General features: G+C 42.9%; 15 protein-coding genes. 12 read left to right on the forward strand and 3 right to left on the reverse strand.

All coding sequences use genetic code 11. From position 1 onward, the window contains the following. The first annotated feature begins 34 nt into the window (after window positions 1-34). Window positions 35-418 carry a DUF4190 domain-containing protein gene (locus ATG71_RS12360; RefSeq protein WP_034757567.1) on the forward strand — a complete coding sequence of 128 codons (384 nt, stop codon included), beginning with the start codon at window positions 35-37 and terminating at the stop codon, window positions 416-418. 89 nt (window positions 419-507) lie between these two features. Here the strand turns inward: ATG71_RS12360 and ispG are convergent, their stop codons facing one another. Together ispG and ATG71_RS12370 are read right to left on the reverse strand one after the other, a co-directional pair. Further along, a complete protein-coding gene (gene ispG, locus ATG71_RS12365) occupies window positions 508-1,614 on the reverse strand; it encodes a flavodoxin-dependent (E)-4-hydroxy-3-methylbut-2-enyl-diphosphate synthase (RefSeq protein WP_142245354.1) in 1,107 nt (368 codons plus the stop codon). Window positions 1,615-1,737: 123 nt separating this feature from the next. Then, entirely contained in the window at window positions 1,738-2,106 is a 369-nt protein-coding gene (locus ATG71_RS12370) for a hypothetical protein (RefSeq protein ID WP_098439849.1), read from the reverse strand. Between the two features lie 58 nt (window positions 2,107-2,164). Between ATG71_RS12370 and ATG71_RS12375 the strand changes: the two genes are divergently transcribed. Next, complete coding sequence (locus tag ATG71_RS12375) at window positions 2,165-3,343, forward strand: MFS transporter (protein WP_098439850.1); 1,179 nt, start codon at window positions 2,165-2,167, stop codon at window positions 3,341-3,343. Window positions 3,344-3,391: 48 nt separating this feature from the next. Here ATG71_RS12375 and ATG71_RS12380 read toward each other — a convergent pair whose 3' ends face one another. Continuing rightward, window positions 3,392-4,165 (reverse strand): DUF1189 domain-containing protein, encoded by a 774-nt coding sequence (locus ATG71_RS12380; protein ID WP_098439851.1) that lies wholly within the window; start codon window positions 4,163-4,165, stop codon window positions 3,392-3,394. A 246-nt stretch (window positions 4,166-4,411) separates the two neighbouring features. Here ATG71_RS12380 and ATG71_RS12385 point away from each other — a divergent pair, with 246 nt between their 5' ends. From ATG71_RS12385 to pstB (ATG71_RS12430), 10 genes are all read left to right on the forward strand, one after another. Continuing rightward, window positions 4,412-6,040: a Na/Pi cotransporter family protein gene (locus ATG71_RS12385; RefSeq protein WP_098439852.1), complete on the forward strand. Its 1,629-nt coding sequence runs from the start codon at window positions 4,412-4,414 to the stop codon at window positions 6,038-6,040. Window positions 6,041-6,113: 73 nt separating this feature from the next. Then, window positions 6,114-6,593, forward strand: coding sequence for a DUF456 domain-containing protein (locus ATG71_RS12390; protein ID WP_098439853.1), 480 nt, complete (start codon window positions 6,114-6,116; stop codon window positions 6,591-6,593). A gap of 196 nt (window positions 6,594-6,789) precedes the next feature. Next, complete coding sequence (locus ATG71_RS12395) at window positions 6,790-7,398, forward strand: superoxide dismutase (RefSeq protein ID WP_034757581.1); 609 nt, start codon at window positions 6,790-6,792, stop codon at window positions 7,396-7,398. A 102-nt stretch (window positions 7,399-7,500) separates the two neighbouring features. After that, window positions 7,501-8,715 carry an MFS transporter gene (locus ATG71_RS12400; RefSeq protein WP_098439854.1) on the forward strand — a complete coding sequence of 405 codons (1,215 nt, stop codon included), beginning with the start codon at window positions 7,501-7,503 and terminating at the stop codon, window positions 8,713-8,715. Window positions 8,716-8,876: 161 nt separating this feature from the next. Next, window positions 8,877-11,069, forward strand: a complete 2,193-nt coding sequence (locus tag ATG71_RS12405; RefSeq protein ID WP_483295339.1) for a peptidoglycan D,D-transpeptidase FtsI family protein — start codon at window positions 8,877-8,879, stop codon at window positions 11,067-11,069. Between the two features lie 308 nt (window positions 11,070-11,377). After that, window positions 11,378-12,289, forward strand: coding sequence for a phosphate ABC transporter substrate-binding protein (locus ATG71_RS12410; protein WP_098439855.1), 912 nt, complete (start codon window positions 11,378-11,380; stop codon window positions 12,287-12,289). Window positions 12,290-12,367: 78 nt separating this feature from the next. Beyond that, window positions 12,368-13,291: a phosphate ABC transporter permease subunit PstC gene (gene pstC, locus ATG71_RS12415; RefSeq protein WP_098439856.1), complete on the forward strand. Its 924-nt coding sequence runs from the start codon at window positions 12,368-12,370 to the stop codon at window positions 13,289-13,291. Next, the gene (gene pstA, locus ATG71_RS12420; protein ID WP_098439857.1) at window positions 13,291-14,178 is read left to right on the forward strand and encodes a phosphate ABC transporter permease PstA; all 888 of its coding nucleotides are present in this window, start codon (window positions 13,291-13,293) and stop codon (window positions 14,176-14,178) included. Before pstC ends, pstA begins: the two co-directional genes overlap by 1 nt. A gap of 18 nt (window positions 14,179-14,196) precedes the next feature. Continuing rightward, window positions 14,197-15,012 (forward strand): phosphate ABC transporter ATP-binding protein PstB, encoded by an 816-nt coding sequence (gene pstB / locus ATG71_RS12425; RefSeq protein WP_098439858.1) that lies wholly within the window; start codon window positions 14,197-14,199, stop codon window positions 15,010-15,012. A 23-nt stretch (window positions 15,013-15,035) separates the two neighbouring features. Further along, window positions 15,036-15,809, forward strand: a complete 774-nt coding sequence (pstB, locus tag ATG71_RS12430) for a phosphate ABC transporter ATP-binding protein PstB (protein ID WP_098439859.1) — start codon at window positions 15,036-15,038, stop codon at window positions 15,807-15,809. Window positions 15,810-15,848 lie beyond the last annotated feature (39 nt).

Consider the following 15,848-nt stretch of genomic DNA (forward strand, 5'->3'; position numbering starts at 1 on the left):
AGGCTCCCAAACACAGAAAGTGAGGGATTGCTGTATGAGTGATGAACGACGCGAATTAAATAGCGTTGATCGAAATCTTCAAGATATCGACGTGTATTACGACAATCCGGAAACAGATGTGAGTAGAGATGATTACCGTGAAGAAACAGCAGCAGAAATTGCTGCTCCAATGAATGTGAGCCGCGACTTTGAAGATGATGCCGCAGAAGATGCAACAACATCAGGTCGTGTGTTAGGATACTCTGCACTTGCACTATCCATTCTTTCCTTATTTATTCTCCCGGTCATCATGGGGGCAGCAGGGATTGTCCTTGGGTTTGTGGCAAGACGCAGGGGGGCAGAGATGCTCGGTGCCTGGGCAATCGGAATTGGGGCCGTATCGATAATCGTAGGATTATTTGTACTGCCGTTCTTTTAAACGAAATGGTTTTTCTTGAAATTGGGAGCGTTTCAGGAAATGAAAAAAAAGAGGGCTGATCATTGATCAGCCCTCTTTCATGCATCGGCTTAGACTTGCTCCTGCTCTTTCTTTTCAGCTTCCTGCTTTGCGAAGTACTCTTCTGCAATCTTGTCGATTTCTTTCTTTAATTCTTCCACCATGGTCTCTTCAGGTACTTTACGGACCGTTTTTCCCTTACGGAAAAGGAGTCCTTCCCCTCGGGCACCGGCAATCCCGATGTCAGCCTCTCTGGCTTCCCCGGGTCCATTCACTGCACAACCCAGCACAGCAACCTTGATCGGTGCTTTAATCGTGGAAATATATTCTTCCACCTCATTGGCGATTGAAATCAAGTCGATTTCAATACGACCGCAAGTCGGACACGAAATTAATGTAGCTGCGTTTGCTGCCAATCCAAATGACTTCAATAATTCTCTTGCTACTTTCACTTCTTCGACGGGATCTGCACTCAAGGAAATCCGGACCGTGTTACCGATTCCAAGACTCAGGATGGCTCCAAGGCCAGCGGCACTTTTAACGGTACCTGCAAACAGAGTTCCTGATTCTGTGATCCCAAGATGAAGCGGGTAGTCGAAGGCTTTCGCAGCTTTCGTGTATGCCTCGATGGCTAAATTCACATCAGATGCCTTCATGGATACGATGATGTCATGGAAATCGAGGTCTTCAAGGATTTTAATATGATGAAGGGCACTTTCCACCATTCCATCAGCTGTCGGGTATCCATATTTTTCCAGAATTTTTCTTTCCAGACTCCCTGCGTTCACTCCGATACGAATCGGGATGCCTTTTTCTTTTGCTGCCTTGACTACTGCCTCGACTTTTTCGCGGCGGCCGATATTCCCTGGATTGATCCGGATTTTATCAGCTCCGCCTTCAATGGCTTTCAGGGCTAATTTATAGTCAAAATGTATATCGACAACAAGTGGGATATTGATTTGCTTTTTGATATCAGCAATGGCGTCGGCTGCACGTTCATCCGGGCATGCGACACGTACGACCTGACATCCTGCTTCTTCCAGACGGTGAATTTCTTTAACCGTTGCTTCAACATCATGGGTTTTGGTCGTGGTCATACTTTGGATGACCACTTCGTTATTACCGCCGATCGTTAAATTTCCTACTTTGACAGGACGTGTTTTTGTACGATGTATAATTTCACTCAAGTGTAATTCGCTCCTTTAGAAAGGTTCTCAAAGTTTCATTATAAGTAATACGAAGCTATTGTAACAGTGTTTTGTGTAAAATGACAAGAAATAGGTGTTTAAGAAATGGTCAGGTCATTGATAATTGGGTATTTTGTAGGTTTTCCCTATTTGGATCTTTGCCGGGGGGACATCATTCAATTCTTCAAAGTCGGCGATCACCCGGTCGATGGAGACGGGAATGGATCCATCAAGAAGATCTTCCACAAGGCTCAATACTGTATCACCCGGCTTCACCTCCATTTCCACATATGGAAGGGAGGAGGGGGCTTCACCTCTTTTAACAGGTTCTTGTGGGACGTCACCTTGATTCCCATTCACCAGGGGCTCTGAGGAGGCGACGGTCGCTTCTTTATACAAGAGACGTAACGTCCCCTTATTTAAATCATAATAAACACTGTATAGAAGAATGATAATACCAAAGAAAATTGCCATTCGTTTCATCTATATTTCCTCCCGGTTAATGTGATGTCTGAATGGACCATTGAAGGAGTTGTGTGATGTGAGAGAGAAGCTTCTTCCATTTGTGATCGGTTTACTGCCCATACTGATGGTACTGGGGAATTCCATGCTGATTCCCATTCTTCCTGAGATTGAAGAAAATTTGCATTTAGGGAGCAGATGGTCCGGCTTCATTTTAAGTTCATTTACAATCCCTGCAGCTTTGGTCATCCCCTTTACAGGGATACTGTCTGATCGCTATGGGCGTAAACGGTTGATCAGCCTTTCGTTATGGATCATGATTCTTGGAAGTATATTGTGTATCTTCAACGGAGGGGTCATAAGCCTTTTTATGCTCGGCAGAGGACTGCAAGGTGTTGGAGCAGCAGGGACGATGCCTCTCGCCATGGCATTGATCGGTGATCTTTATCATGGGGATGAGCGCTCAAGGATGCTTGGTTCATTGGAGGTATTCAATGGTATCGGAAAAGTGGCGGCCCCACTTATTGGTGCCACCCTCGCCCAACTTGTTCTTTGGGATCAGTCATTTTGGGTGTTCCCCGTGATTTCACTAGTGATCTTAGTAGGTCTGAGACAAACAGTCGAATCAACTAAAGGTGTTCGGAAATTGGATACGAAAGCATTCTCTGCCGTTTTTATTTCAAAGGGGAGGCTGCTGATCCCTCTCTATTTCATCGGAGGAACCGGCTTATTTTTATTATTCGGCATTCTCTTCTATCTTTCCTACCATATTGAAAATACTTTTCATATTGATGGATTTTTCAAAGGATTTTCGTTCATTTTTCCCCTTGGGGCGATGACGATCTGTTCGTATTGGTGCGGAAAAAGATTGAAGACTGATGAGGAATTGGGTTGGACCTATTTGAAATGTGGACTAATCACGATGAGCATCCCTTTAGGATTATTGATCTTTTTTTCTTCATTGGGATCTTTGATGTTTTTTCTCACCATAAGCTTTGGGGGATTGGGGCTGATACTTCCTGTTATCAATACGTTCATAACGGGAAGCGTATCTGAAAAAGAAAGGGGGATGGTTGTCAGCCTTTATGGTGCTGTAAGATTTGGCGGTGTGGCGTTGGGCCCGGTTGCCTTTGGCGTGTGGAGGGAGGATCCAACACACATGTATATCATCACATTTGGGTTCACATTGATGAATATCCTCCTATTTGCATTTCTTTCTATTCGGACAAAAGGGGAGGTCCGAACTGAAATCCAATAGACCGTTCAATGAACAAAAGTCCCCGTCAAGTGGAGACGGGGACTTTGTTTAATGGCGTATTTTCCTTTGAGGGATTTCCTTCACTACTAAATACAAGATGACGGTAATGACAAACCAGTCCAATATTGGAGCAGCGGGGATCCTGGTTTGTAATAATTCCATTAGGGTAAAAAATACGGTAGAAACCGTAGCCGAATAGGCGGTGATACGAAAGCTTTGGCGGTATGGTACATTTCGTTTCATTACATTTGCAAAGGTAACACCGATGAGGGCGAAAATGGTTATTTTTAAAAATGTCATTCCGGAGGTGAATATGTAAAGAATGCTTAATGCCACAGGGATCAATATCCATTTCAGATCTTTGAGTGAATTCAGGATATCGAGTAACCCATCCTCTGTTACAGTGCTATCACCAAACAACGTATAAGATGAGGATTGAACATGTCCCTGGCTGATGACCACAAAGTCATTCTTTAGGAAGGCAACCGTATTTTCATTCCTGTCCAGGTTACCTTCTTTCATTTGCCCGGTATCATCCAAGATGATAGTGATGCCTTCTTTCTCGAGGGTCACGGGTCCTGACTGATCAGAGGATAAGGAGCCATTCTCGATCGAAAACGATGGCAGTTCTTTATCCAGTGAATCTCTTAATGTATCAAGGGCACTGGTTGCGAACGATACAAATTGTACAGCCACAGGAATGATGGATATAAGAGCAAGCAAAAAAATGAAACGGATTGTCTTCCCAATACCCTGGAAACGGAATTTTGCAATATCTTTAGGGGAATAGATACTTTTATACAATTGCTGAAATACATTCATTTCGATTATTTCTCCTTTCGTGCATACCCTATCTATTTTAAGCTTGACTTTATACTTTCATCAAGTAAGTACTTTGGAAATAATTTAGAATTAATATTATTTGTAACATAAATGCAATAAAAGTCGACTTTTATTAACCTATTGTAAATTTGGAGTAAAAAGTATTTACGTAAGCCCCGTAATATATTAAAAATGATATGGGGTTTTTGTTGTTTAATGTCGAAAATATATGTAGGGGTTGAAAAAATGGAATTAAATTGGCAGGAAATGTTGTTTCAGTTCTTTGGAGGACTAGGTATTTTCCTCTTTGGGATAAAGTATATGGGGGACGGCCTTCAGAAGTCAGCGGGTGAACGCCTTAAGGAAATCCTTGATAAGTTCACGACCAATCCGTTCATGGGTGTGTTGGCTGGGGTTTTTGTTACAGTCCTGATCCAGTCGAGCAGTGGTACGACAGTAATCGTAGTCGGGCTGGTAAGTGCAGGTTTCATGACCCTCAGACAAGCGATCGGTGTCATCATGGGTGCCAATATCGGTACGACGGTGACTGCCTTCATCATTGGTGTGGACATTGGGGAGTATGCTCTTCCAATCATTGCCTTGGGTACCATCCTGTTATTCTTCTTCAAGAATAAAAAAGTCCACAACGTTGGACAAATGATCTTTGGCTTCGGTGCCTTATTCTATGGGCTTGAATTAATGGGTGGGGGAATGAAACCTTTACGCTCATTGGAAGCATTCCATGATTTGACGGTCAGCATGAGTGATAATCCGATTCTTGGAGTGGTCGTCGGTACATTGTTCACCGTTATTGTACAAAGTTCATCTGCCACGATCGGTATCCTTCAGGAGCTATACAGCTCAAACCTTGTTGACTTACAGGCAGGACTGCCTATTTTATTCGGGGATAATATCGGGACAACGATCACAGCGGTATTGGCTGCACTGGGTGCGTCAGTTGCTGCCAGACGAGCTGCGGCGGTTCATGTACTCTTTAACTTAATCGGAACAACCATATTCTTGATCATATTGCCGTTATTCTCAAAGTTTGTCGTATTTCTACAAACTACATTCAACCTGAATGAGCCTATGACGATTGCATTCGCTCATGGTACTTTCAATATAACGAATACCATCATTCAATTTCCGTTCATCGCCGTATTGGCGCTGATCGTAACGAAGTTGATTCCGGGTCAGGATTCTATCGTGGATTATAACTCTAAACACCTGGATCCTGTATTCATCGAACAATCTCCATCCATTGCGTTGGGCCAGGCAAAAGAAGAAGTTCTCCGCATGGGGACATTTGCCGTAAAAGGATTACAGGAAACAAATGAGTTCTTAAAGACAAAGAGCTCAAAAAATTCAGAAGCAGCTTATCAAATTGAAGGTGCCATCAATAATCTTGATAAGAAGATCACGAACTATCTTGTTGATCTATCATCTGCTTCCCTCTCGGAATCTGAATCCGAGCGTCATTCGATCCTGATGGATACGGTCCGGGATATTGAACGTGTGGGTGATCATTTTGAAAACATTGTTGAGTTAGTTGAATATCAGCAAGCAAACAAAGTGAAAATCACCGATGATGCCATGTCCGATCTTGAAGTCATGTTCAATTTGACGATTGAAACAGTTGAAAAAGCGATCAAGTCCTTGGATTTGAACGACACTGAAATTGCACGAGAAGTGGCTGAGAAGGAAGATCAGATCGATAAAATGGAACGTAAGCTAAGGAAACAGCATATCCTGCGTCTGAACGAAGGGAAATGTTCGGGTCAAGCAGGTATCGTATACGTAGATATCATCAGTAATCTAGAACGTATTGGAGATCATGCCGTCAATATTGCTGAGGCAGTATTGGGAGTAGAATAAGTTTCTTTCCTGACCTCTTTGGAATTTGTCAAAGGGGTCAGTTTTTTTTATACTCAAAAGGGGGTGTTGAAACGTGGATATCGTTTATTGGAGTATCATTATCATATTCATGATTTTATCGTTTGTCGGGCTTGTGTACCCGATTTTGCCAAGTGTCGTTTTCTTAATGGGCAGCTTTCTGCTCTATGGGGTGTTTTTCAGCTTTGAACCATTCAGCTGGTTGTTCTGGACTGTACAGATCCTGTTTGTTGCCCTCTTGTTCGGTGCCGATTATATGGCGAACCTGATCGGTGTCAAAAAGTTCGGAGGCACGAAGGCAGGAATTTGGGGAAGCACAATCGGGCTGCTCATTGGTCCATTCGTCATCCCAGTCATAGGAATACTGATCGGACCCTTCCTCGGAGCCGTCATAGGCGAATGGGTCGTTCACCGTTCCAACCTGAAAACTGCAGTTAAAGTGGGGATAGGATCCGTCATAGGTTTCATCTCAAGCGTCTTCACAAAAGGATGCATTCAAATCGTCATGGCCGTGTATTTCTTTATGGTCGTGTGAAGAGACTCCTCACTATTTAAGATGACCTGCATTACATGAAATATATTTAATGTTTATTGGGCATTTTATTTCTTGTAAGAAAAAAGTGAGAGATTGAAGGCAAAATATTTGAACAGATATAGTAGTTTTGGTAATCTTATACTGAAACGACCTGAATATAGCTATTCAGGAAACTATACATAGGGAGGAATTTATAATGGCTTACGAATTACCGCAATTACCTTACGCATATGATGCATTAGAACCTCATATCGACAAGGAAACAATGAACATCCACCACACAAAACACCATAACGCATATGTGACGAAAGTAAATGATGCACTTCAAGGACACGACGATTTATTAAGCAAATCCATTGAAGATCTTGTTTCTAACTTAGATGCTGTTCCTGAAGGTGCTCGTACGGCAGTTCGAAATAATGGTGGCGGTCACGCTAACCACTCTCTATTCTGGACGGTATTATCACCGAATGGTGGAGGCGCTCCATCTGGAGAGCTGGCAGATGCCATCTCTTCCAAATTCGGAAGCTTCGATTCATTCAAAGAAGAATTCGCAAATGCTGCTGCAACACGCTTCGGCTCAGGCTGGGCTTGGCTTGTAGTAAACAACGGTGAATTGGAAGTAACAAGCACACCAAACCAGGACAGTCCTTTAATGGAAGGGAAAACGCCTGTTTTAGGTCTTGATGTCTGGGAGCATGCTTACTACCTGAACTATCAAAACCGTCGTCCTGATTACATCAGTTCATTCTGGAACGTTGTAAACTGGGATGAAGTAGCGAAGCGTTATTCAGCTGCAAAGTAATAAAGTACAGGAAGAGAGGTTCTTTCAGGAACCTCTCTTTTTTTTGTATAAGTTCCTCCCCTTTTTCACAAGATAGGGGTACGTTAAAGGGGAGTTTTACATATGAGCAGCTTTAAAAGAATATTAGGTGACATTGATTTAACGAAAGATCTGACTTTGCTCCTGTTGATCGGGGGGTTATACTCCTTGAGTATCGCCCTTTCGAACACATTTGTGAACATCTACTTATGGAAGCAGTCTGGTGAATTCATTGATTTGGGTGTCTATAATTTAACCGTTGTCATCTTTCAGCCCCTTACATTCATTTTAGCTGGAAGGTTGGCAAAGAAAGTGGACCGGGTGATTGTCTTACGCTTCGGTGTTATTTTTTTGGCTCTCTTTTACATATCCGTATTGGCATTCGGAGAATCGGCAGAAGATTATCTTGTCGTGTTGGGAGCGTTACTTGGGATCGGCTATGGTTTTTACTGGTTAGCCTTCAATGTCTTAACCTTCGAAATCACCGAACCTGAAACAAGGGATTTCTTCAATGGCTTCCTTGGTACTCTGACGTCTGCCGGGGGAATGATCGGACCGATCCTCGCCGGTTTCATCATTTCAAGGTTTGCTTCCTTCAAGGGGTATACCATTGTATTCGGAATCTCTCTTTTGCTTTTTTTTATCGCAGTCATTATGAGTTTCTTTCTTAGGAGGAGGCCGGCATCCGGACGCTATCTCTTCCTCAGGATCCTGGAGGAAAGAAAGCACAATCACAATTGGCGCTTCATCACAAATGCCCACTTTTTCCAGGGGCTGAGGGAAGGAACCTTCATCTTCATCATTTCGGTGTTTGTCTTCATCAGTACGGGAAGTGAATTTGCCATCGGTACCTTTGGCTTGATCAACTCGGGCATTGCCTTTGTAGGCTATTATGTCGCTTCCCGGGTCATAAAGAAAAACCTGAGAAAGAGGGCTATTCTTTTAGGTGGAATTCTTCTTTATCTCGCCATATTCCTGATTGTATTCGATGTCACGTATACGAAATTATTGCTTTATGCAGGGATCATCGCCATTGCCTATCCCATCCTGCTCGTCCCTTATATCTCAATGACATATGATGTGATCGGTACGGGATGGAATGCAGCTGAAATGAGGATCGAATACATTGTGGTCAGGGAAATCTTCTTGAACCTGGGTAGGATTGTATCGGTTCTTGCCTTCATCATAGCCGTGACCTTCTTTAATCAGGAAGAAAGCATCCCGATACTCCTATTGATACTTGGGGCTGGACATAGCCTGATTTATTTATTTGTACGTAAAGTCGTGCTGCCTTTATAAGGGACTTAATACAAAGAGAGGGAAAGATTTCCTCTCTTTACTTATGGCTAGATTATCCTTGAAATTTTCTATAAAATAAGGGGAGGGTAAAGATGATTCTGTTTCCTCCTTGTTAGATATCCAATCAACCGGGAACGAAACAAGGACAGAGAGATTTTTACATAGAGGAAGGGCTGGAAGACTTGAAAAAAAATAAGAGAAAAAGAAAGACGCATGTTCCCGTCAGGATGAATCTGCTGTTTTTTGCCGTGTTCTTATTATTTTCCCTTCTTGTACTTAGACTTGGACTTGTTCAGATCGTGAATGGGGAGAGCTATAAAAAAGAAGTGGAAAGAACGGAAGATGTCGTGGTCAATACAGGTGTGCCACGAGGGAAAATGTACGACCGTTATGGGAATGTGATCGTCGATAATATTCCGCTGAATGCCATTACATATACAAGGGCAAATAATACGAAAATCGATGAAATGATCGAAGTCGCGTCCAGGCTATCCCGGTTTATCGAAAAAGATACGGGAGACGTGACTGAGCGGGACAAAAAGGACTATTGGATCATCAAGCATCCTGAAGCAGCGGATGCAAAAGTATCGGACGGGGAAGTCAAAAAGCTCCAAAGCAATGAAGAACTTTCTGAAGAAGATGTGAACAAAAAAGTGTATCAGATGAGGCTCGACCGGATTACCGAGAAAGAGCTTGATTCCCTCACTGAAAATGACCTTGAGATCATCGCCATTTATCGTGAGTTCTCCAGTGGCTATGCGCTGAATCCTCAGATTGTGAAGAATGAAGGAGTCACTCCGGAAGAATTCGCAACGGTCAGTGAGCATCTGAGTGAACTTCCAGGTGTCAACACGACGACGGATTGGAAGCGTTCCTACGTATTTGATGATACGTTACGGACCATTTTAGGGAACGTGTCCTCTTCAAGGGAAGGATTGCCAAAGAATTTGGTGGATTCCTATTTAGCTCAGGATTATAACCGGAATGATCGCGTAGGTAAGAGCTATGTGGAACTTGAATATGAAGATGTCCTTCAAGGACAAAAGGAACAGATCAAGAACGTCACCAAAGGCGGGAGTGTGCTCGAATCCGTCCTTGTTCAAGAAGGACAGCGAGGCAAGGATATCGTCCTTACCATCGATATGGAACTTCAGCGGGAAGTCGAAAAAATAATCGAAGAAGAATTAAGCAAACAGATTGTCCACCGGAACGCATCTCCGGATCTTGACCGGGCATATGTTGTCATGATTGACCCGAATACCGGGGAGATCCTGGCGATGGCTGGTAAACAATATGTCAAGAACCCTGAAACGGGCAAATACGAAATGCGGGATGCTGCACTGGGAACCTTTACATCTTCCTATGAAGTAGGTTCTGTTGTGAAAGGTGCAACGGTATTAACGGGATATATGACCGGGAAATTGACGCCGGGTGAGGTTTTGATTGATGAACCGTTAAGGATCAAAGGGACTAATCCGAAAACATCCTGGTTCAATAAATACCAGCAAATCCCGATGACCGATTTATACGCATTGGAGAAGTCTTCCAACGCCTACATGTGGAAGGTTGCCTTGAAAATTGCCGGTGGCCGGTATATACCGAATGAGCCGATTGTAAACAATCCTGCAGCGTTCGATGTGTTCAGGAATCACTACGCTCAATTTGGTTTAGGTGTCCCGACAGGCATCGACCTGCCCGGTGAATCTGCCGGTCTTACAGGAACCAAAACAGATCCCGGGTTCTTACTGGACTTGGCGATCGGTCAGTTTGATACGTACACTACCATGCAGCTGGCACAATATGTTTCCACCATCGCCAACGATGGTTACCGTGTACAGCCTCATATTATGAAGGAAATAAGGGAACCGACCAACGAAAAGGAAAGCCTCGGTCCCATCCTTTTCGAGAAAGAGACGAATGTATTAAATCGCATCGATGCGACACAGGAACAGATCGAACATGTCCAAAAAGGTTTCTATCGCGTTTACCATAACCCTGAAGGAACGGGTTACTTATTTCATGACGCACCGTATAATGCAGCAGGTAAATCCGGTACAGCTGAGACGTATATTGACGGGGAACTGAGTTATAACACCACGTTGATTGGATATGCGCCTTACGATAATCCTGAGGTGGCATATGCGACTGTGGTGCCGGCCTCTCATATACAGGCAAGCGGTGTGGCAGATCCATATGTGAATAAGTACATCTCAAGACGGGTGATGGATAAGTACTTTGAATTAAAGAAGAAGCGTGCCGAAGAAGAGAAAGATCCCACTTCTGTAAACAAGAAAGTCGAGAATGCGGAAGAGGCAGAAGAGCAAATGCAGAAGGAAAGAGAACAGAATAACTAATTTAACAAGCTGATTCATGGGAAAATGGTTCCATGAATCAGCTTTTTTATTGTGCATCATACCATCAAGCCACAAATAGGCTTCTTGAATTCATGAAAAAAAGACATTTTTTTATGATCATACATAATTTATCACACATTGCTTAATACTACTGTTAATAAGGGTTTGAAGCATTTATGACCGCGAAATCATAAAGAAAAATGTCGAATTTACAAAACCTTTACAATCGATTAAAACACAATTAACACTCATCTATTAATCTAGTACTCGTAGGACAAAACAACCAATATCTTAGGGGGAATTAAAGAATGAAGAACTTCAAGAAATACGGTCTGCTTTTAATCATCGCAACGCTCGTGGCATTTGCCGCTGCATGTGGGAATGGAAGCAGTACAGATGAAAATGCTGGAGACGACAATAAAGATTCAGAAACAGCTTCTGGTTCAATCGTAGTTTCAGGTTCTTCTGCAATGCAACCACTTGTTGCAGCAGCAGCTGAAGAATTCATGGCAGAAAATCCGGATGCAGACATCCAAGTTAACGCTGGAGGATCTGGTACAGGATTATCCCAAGTTTCTGAAGGATCAGTTCAAATCGGTAACTCTGATGTATTCGCTGAAGAAAAAGAAGGAATCCCGGCGGACGAGTTAGTTGACCATAAAGTAGCGGTTGTAGGTATGACAGCTGCAGTTAATCCTAATGTTGGTATCGAAGACATTTCTAAAGAAGATCTTAAAAAAGTATTCACTGGTGAAATCAAGAACTGGAAAGAGCTTGGTGGCAAAGATCAAAAGATCACTCTTGTAAACCGTCCTGACTCTTCTGGTACTCGTGCTACATTCGTGAAATTCGGTCTTGATGGAGAAACTCCTGCTGAAGGAATCACAGAAGATTCTTCAAACACTGTTAAGAAAATCATCAGCGAAACAGATGGAGCAATCGGTTACCTTGCTTTCTCTTACTTCACAGATGACAGCGTGACTCCACTTGCAGTTGATGGTGTGAAAGCAACAGACGAAAACGTACAAAAAGGTGAATTCCCAATCTGGGCTTATCAACACTCTTACACTAAAGGTGAAGCGGAAGGTTTAGCTAAAACATTCCTTGACTACATGATGAGTGAAGATGTTCAAACTGGTTTATTGAAAGACCAAGGCTACATCGCTTCTACAAAGATGGAAGTAGAGCGTGACGCTGAAGGGAAACAAACAAAGAAGTAAATGATGATGCAATTAAATAAATTGATAGGGTAGATGCTCGAGGGCATTTACCCTATTATCTCGTATTTAGGGGTGTTTATGGATATGGAAAACAAGCTACCTGCCTCAAAGAGGCTGATCAAAAGCAATAGATCTTGGATGAACGGTGAATTTAAGGGAAGATTCTTAGTGACATTAAGCGCAGTCATCATGATTGCCGCAACAATTTCCATCACCATTTTCTTAACTTCAAAAGGGTTGCAATCATTTATTAAAAATGGTGTAAGTCCAATTGAGTTCTTAACCAGCCCGGATTGGAAGCCTACAGGTGAGAATCCAATGTATGGTGCTCTTCCGTTCATTTTCGGTTCCTTTGCGGTTACGATTCTTTCTGCTCTCATTGCAGCACCGCTAGGTATTGGAGCAGCTATCTTTATGACGGATATTGCCCCATCATGGGGAAGAAAAATCATGCAGCCGATTGTAGAACTCCTTGTCGGGATCCCGTCCGTTGTTTATGGATTTATAGGGCTTACAGTATTGGTCCCATTTATTCGATCTAATACTTCCGGTATAGGGTTTTCATTGCTTGCCGGTATGATCGTATTATCCGTGATGATTTTGCCGACCATCACAACCATTGCCACAGACGCCATGAGTTCATTGCCGAAAAGTCTTCGGGATGGATCATATGCATTAGGGGCAACAAGATGGCAAACTATTAGAAAAGTATTAATCCCTGCAGCATTGCCAACATTATTGACAGCAGTCGTACTGGGTATGGCAAGAGCATTTGGTGAAGCACTTGCTGTTCAAATGGTCATAGGTAATACAAGAGATCTTCCTCAAAGTATAGTAGATGCGTCGGCAACGTTGACAACGATCATTACGTTAAATATGGGACATACCACTTATGGAAGCGTAGAGAACAACACGCTCTGGTCTATGGGCCTCATTCTATTAATCATGTCATTCATATTTATCTTATTAATCCGCTACTTATCATCGAGGAGGAAAGTCTAATGAATAGTAAGAGAGCAGACAAGATCGCCACTGGCGTGTTCATTGGAATTGCAACAATCATTATAGCCCTTTTAGTGGCTCTATTCTCATATATTTTAGTGAAGGGTTTACCATATGTAACATGGGACTTCCTTACAACCCCATCCAGTGCAGTCCGTGCCGGGGGAGGGATTCGGGATCAATTATTTAATTCATTCTATATCCTGATCATCACGATGATCATTACGGTGCCCCTTGGTGTCGGCGGAGGCATCTATATGGCTGAATACGCAAAGCCTGGTAAGATCACGAATACCATTCGTTCTTGTATTGAAGTATTGGCCTCATTACCATCTATCGTCATCGGAATGTTTGGACTATTGGTGTTCGTAAATACAACGGGTTGGGGATATACCATTATAGGTGGAGCCCTGGCACTTACGGTATTTAATCTTCCTGTATTGGTTCGTGTAAGTGAAGATGCCATCAGAGGCGTACCGCGTGAGTTGAAAGAGGCGAGCCTGGCCCTTGGGATCACCAATTGGCACACTGTTAAAACCGTGCTCATCCCGGGTGCATTCCCGTCTATCTTGACAGGTGCGATCCTTGCATCGGGTCGTGTATTCGGTGAGGCTGCTGCCTTATTATTTACAGCCGGCCTGTCGACTCCGAGATTGAACTATTTGGATTGGAATCCAGTTTCGCCTACATCACCTTTAAATCTATTCAGACCGGCTGAGACCCTTGCCGTTCACATCTGGTCAGTCAACACCCAGGGGTTGATTCCCGATGTAGACGAAAAAGCAGCCGGTGCATCAGCTGTTCTGATCCTATGTGTCTTGATTTTCAATCTGGGTGCACGGTTCATCGGAAGCTACATTCATAATAAAATGACAGCGACAAAATAATAGAAGGTGTGATAGTACATGTCGGTTCAATTAGAAAATAGACAGGAGCGCTCTTCAGGAGTGGCTGAACAAATCAAAAAAGAGACCATCATTGATGTTCAGAATTTAAATTTCTATTACGGGGAAAATCACGCCGTAAAAAATATTAATATGGAAATCGAAAAAAATGCAGTAACAGCATTGATCGGCCCTTCAGGCTGTGGAAAGTCAACCTTTTTACGAACGATTAATCGGATGAATGATTTAGTGCCAATCGCCCGTGCAGAAGGGAAAATCATGTATGAAGATGTGAATCTTCTCGCTAAGAACATTGATGTTGTGGCCCTTCGAAAAGAAATTGGGATGGTTTTCCAAAAGCCAAATCCATTCAGTAAGTCCATTTATGAAAATATTGTTCATGCACTGAAATTTACCGGAATCAAAAAGAAAAGTGTGCTGAATGAACTTGTAGAAGAAAGCTTAACGAAAGCGGCACTTTGGGATGAAGTGAAAGACCGCCTTCATACTTCAGCACTCTCACTATCCGGTGGGCAGCAGCAGCGTTTATGTATTGCACGGACCATTGCCATGAAACCGACTGTCATGCTACTTGATGAACCGTCCTCAGCACTGGACCCGATTTCAAATGCGAAGATTGAAGAATTGATCACCGATTTGAAGAAGGAGTACACGATTGTGGTTGTGACTCATAACATGGGTCAGGCGTCCCGTGTTTCTGATAAAACGGCATTCTTTTATAATGGAGATTTAGTTGAGTTTGACCAGACAGAGAAAATCTTCACAAATCCATCGGAAAAGAGAACGGAAGACTATATTTCAGGGCGTTTCAGTTGATCAATTAGTTGGAGGGGTTTCACGTGTCAGTAGCTACAACGAAAAAAACGGCATTTAACGTAAACGACTTAAATTTATGGTATGGAAATAACTATGCGTTAAAAAACATTACATTTCCTATTTATGATAAAGAGGTTACAGCGATCATTGGACCATCAGGATGCGGAAAATCGACATTCGTAAAAACATTGAACCTGATGAATCGTTCGGTTCCCGGGATTAAAATGTCCGGAGAAATCAATTATGACGGGACGAATATTCTTTCAGACAAGATCGATTTAGTTGAATTGAGAAGAAAAGTGGGGATGGTGTTCCAAAAGGGGAATCCTTTTCCGCAAAGCATTTATAACAACATAACGTTCGGACCGAAAGTGCATGGGGTCAAAAAGAAGAAAGAGCTTGATGAGATCGTGGAATCCACATTAAAGAGTGTTGCGTTATGGGACGAAGTAAAGGATCGTTTAGATGCTCCCGCGATGGGACTTTCGGGTGGACAGCAACAGCGTCTGTGCATTGCAAGGGCACTTGCGACAAAACCTGAAATCCTTCTGATGGACGAACCGACGTCAGCTCTCGATCCCATCTCCACTGTCAAAATCGAAGAGCTGATCGGTGAGCTCAAGAAACAATATACGATTGTCATTGTCACTCATAATATGCAGCAGGCAGCAAGGGTTTCTGATAAAACAGCCTTTTTCCTATTAGGGGACTTGATTGAACTGGACGAAACGGATAAAATATTTTCTAATCCCAGCGATAAAAGAACGGAAGACTATGTGTCCGGTCGATTTGGATAACGTGCACGTTGAAAGAAAAAGGTTCTTCATCATTACTTA

The organism is Bacillus sp. es.034 (assembly GCF_002563655.1).
Classification (GTDB): domain Bacteria; phylum Bacillota; class Bacilli; order Bacillales; family Bacillaceae_B; genus Rossellomorea.

What these genes read in the sequence shown, in the direction of transcription:
- ATG71_RS12360 (WP_034757567.1), top strand. Translation starts at nt 35, where the DNA reads ATGAGTGATGAACGACGCGAATTAAATAGCGTTGATCGAAATCTTCAA.
- ATG71_RS12370 (WP_098439849.1), bottom strand. Translation starts at nt 2,106, where the DNA reads ATGAAACGAATGGCAATTTTCTTTGGTATTATCATTCTTCTATACAGT.
- ATG71_RS12380 (WP_098439851.1), bottom strand. Translation starts at nt 4,165, where the DNA reads ATGAATGTATTTCAGCAATTGTATAAAAGTATCTATTCCCCTAAAGAT.
- ATG71_RS12385 (WP_098439852.1), top strand. Translation starts at nt 4,412, where the DNA reads ATGGAATTAAATTGGCAGGAAATGTTGTTTCAGTTCTTTGGAGGACTA.
- ATG71_RS12395 (WP_034757581.1), top strand. Translation starts at nt 6,790, where the DNA reads ATGGCTTACGAATTACCGCAATTACCTTACGCATATGATGCATTAGAA.
- ATG71_RS12400 (WP_098439854.1), top strand. Translation starts at nt 7,501, where the DNA reads ATGAGCAGCTTTAAAAGAATATTAGGTGACATTGATTTAACGAAAGAT.
- ATG71_RS12410 (WP_098439855.1), top strand. Translation starts at nt 11,378, where the DNA reads ATGAAGAACTTCAAGAAATACGGTCTGCTTTTAATCATCGCAACGCTC.
- pstC (WP_098439856.1), top strand. Translation starts at nt 12,368, where the DNA reads ATGGATATGGAAAACAAGCTACCTGCCTCAAAGAGGCTGATCAAAAGC.
- pstA (WP_098439857.1), top strand. Translation starts at nt 13,291, where the DNA reads ATGAATAGTAAGAGAGCAGACAAGATCGCCACTGGCGTGTTCATTGGA.
- pstB (WP_098439858.1), top strand. Translation starts at nt 14,197, where the DNA reads ATGTCGGTTCAATTAGAAAATAGACAGGAGCGCTCTTCAGGAGTGGCT.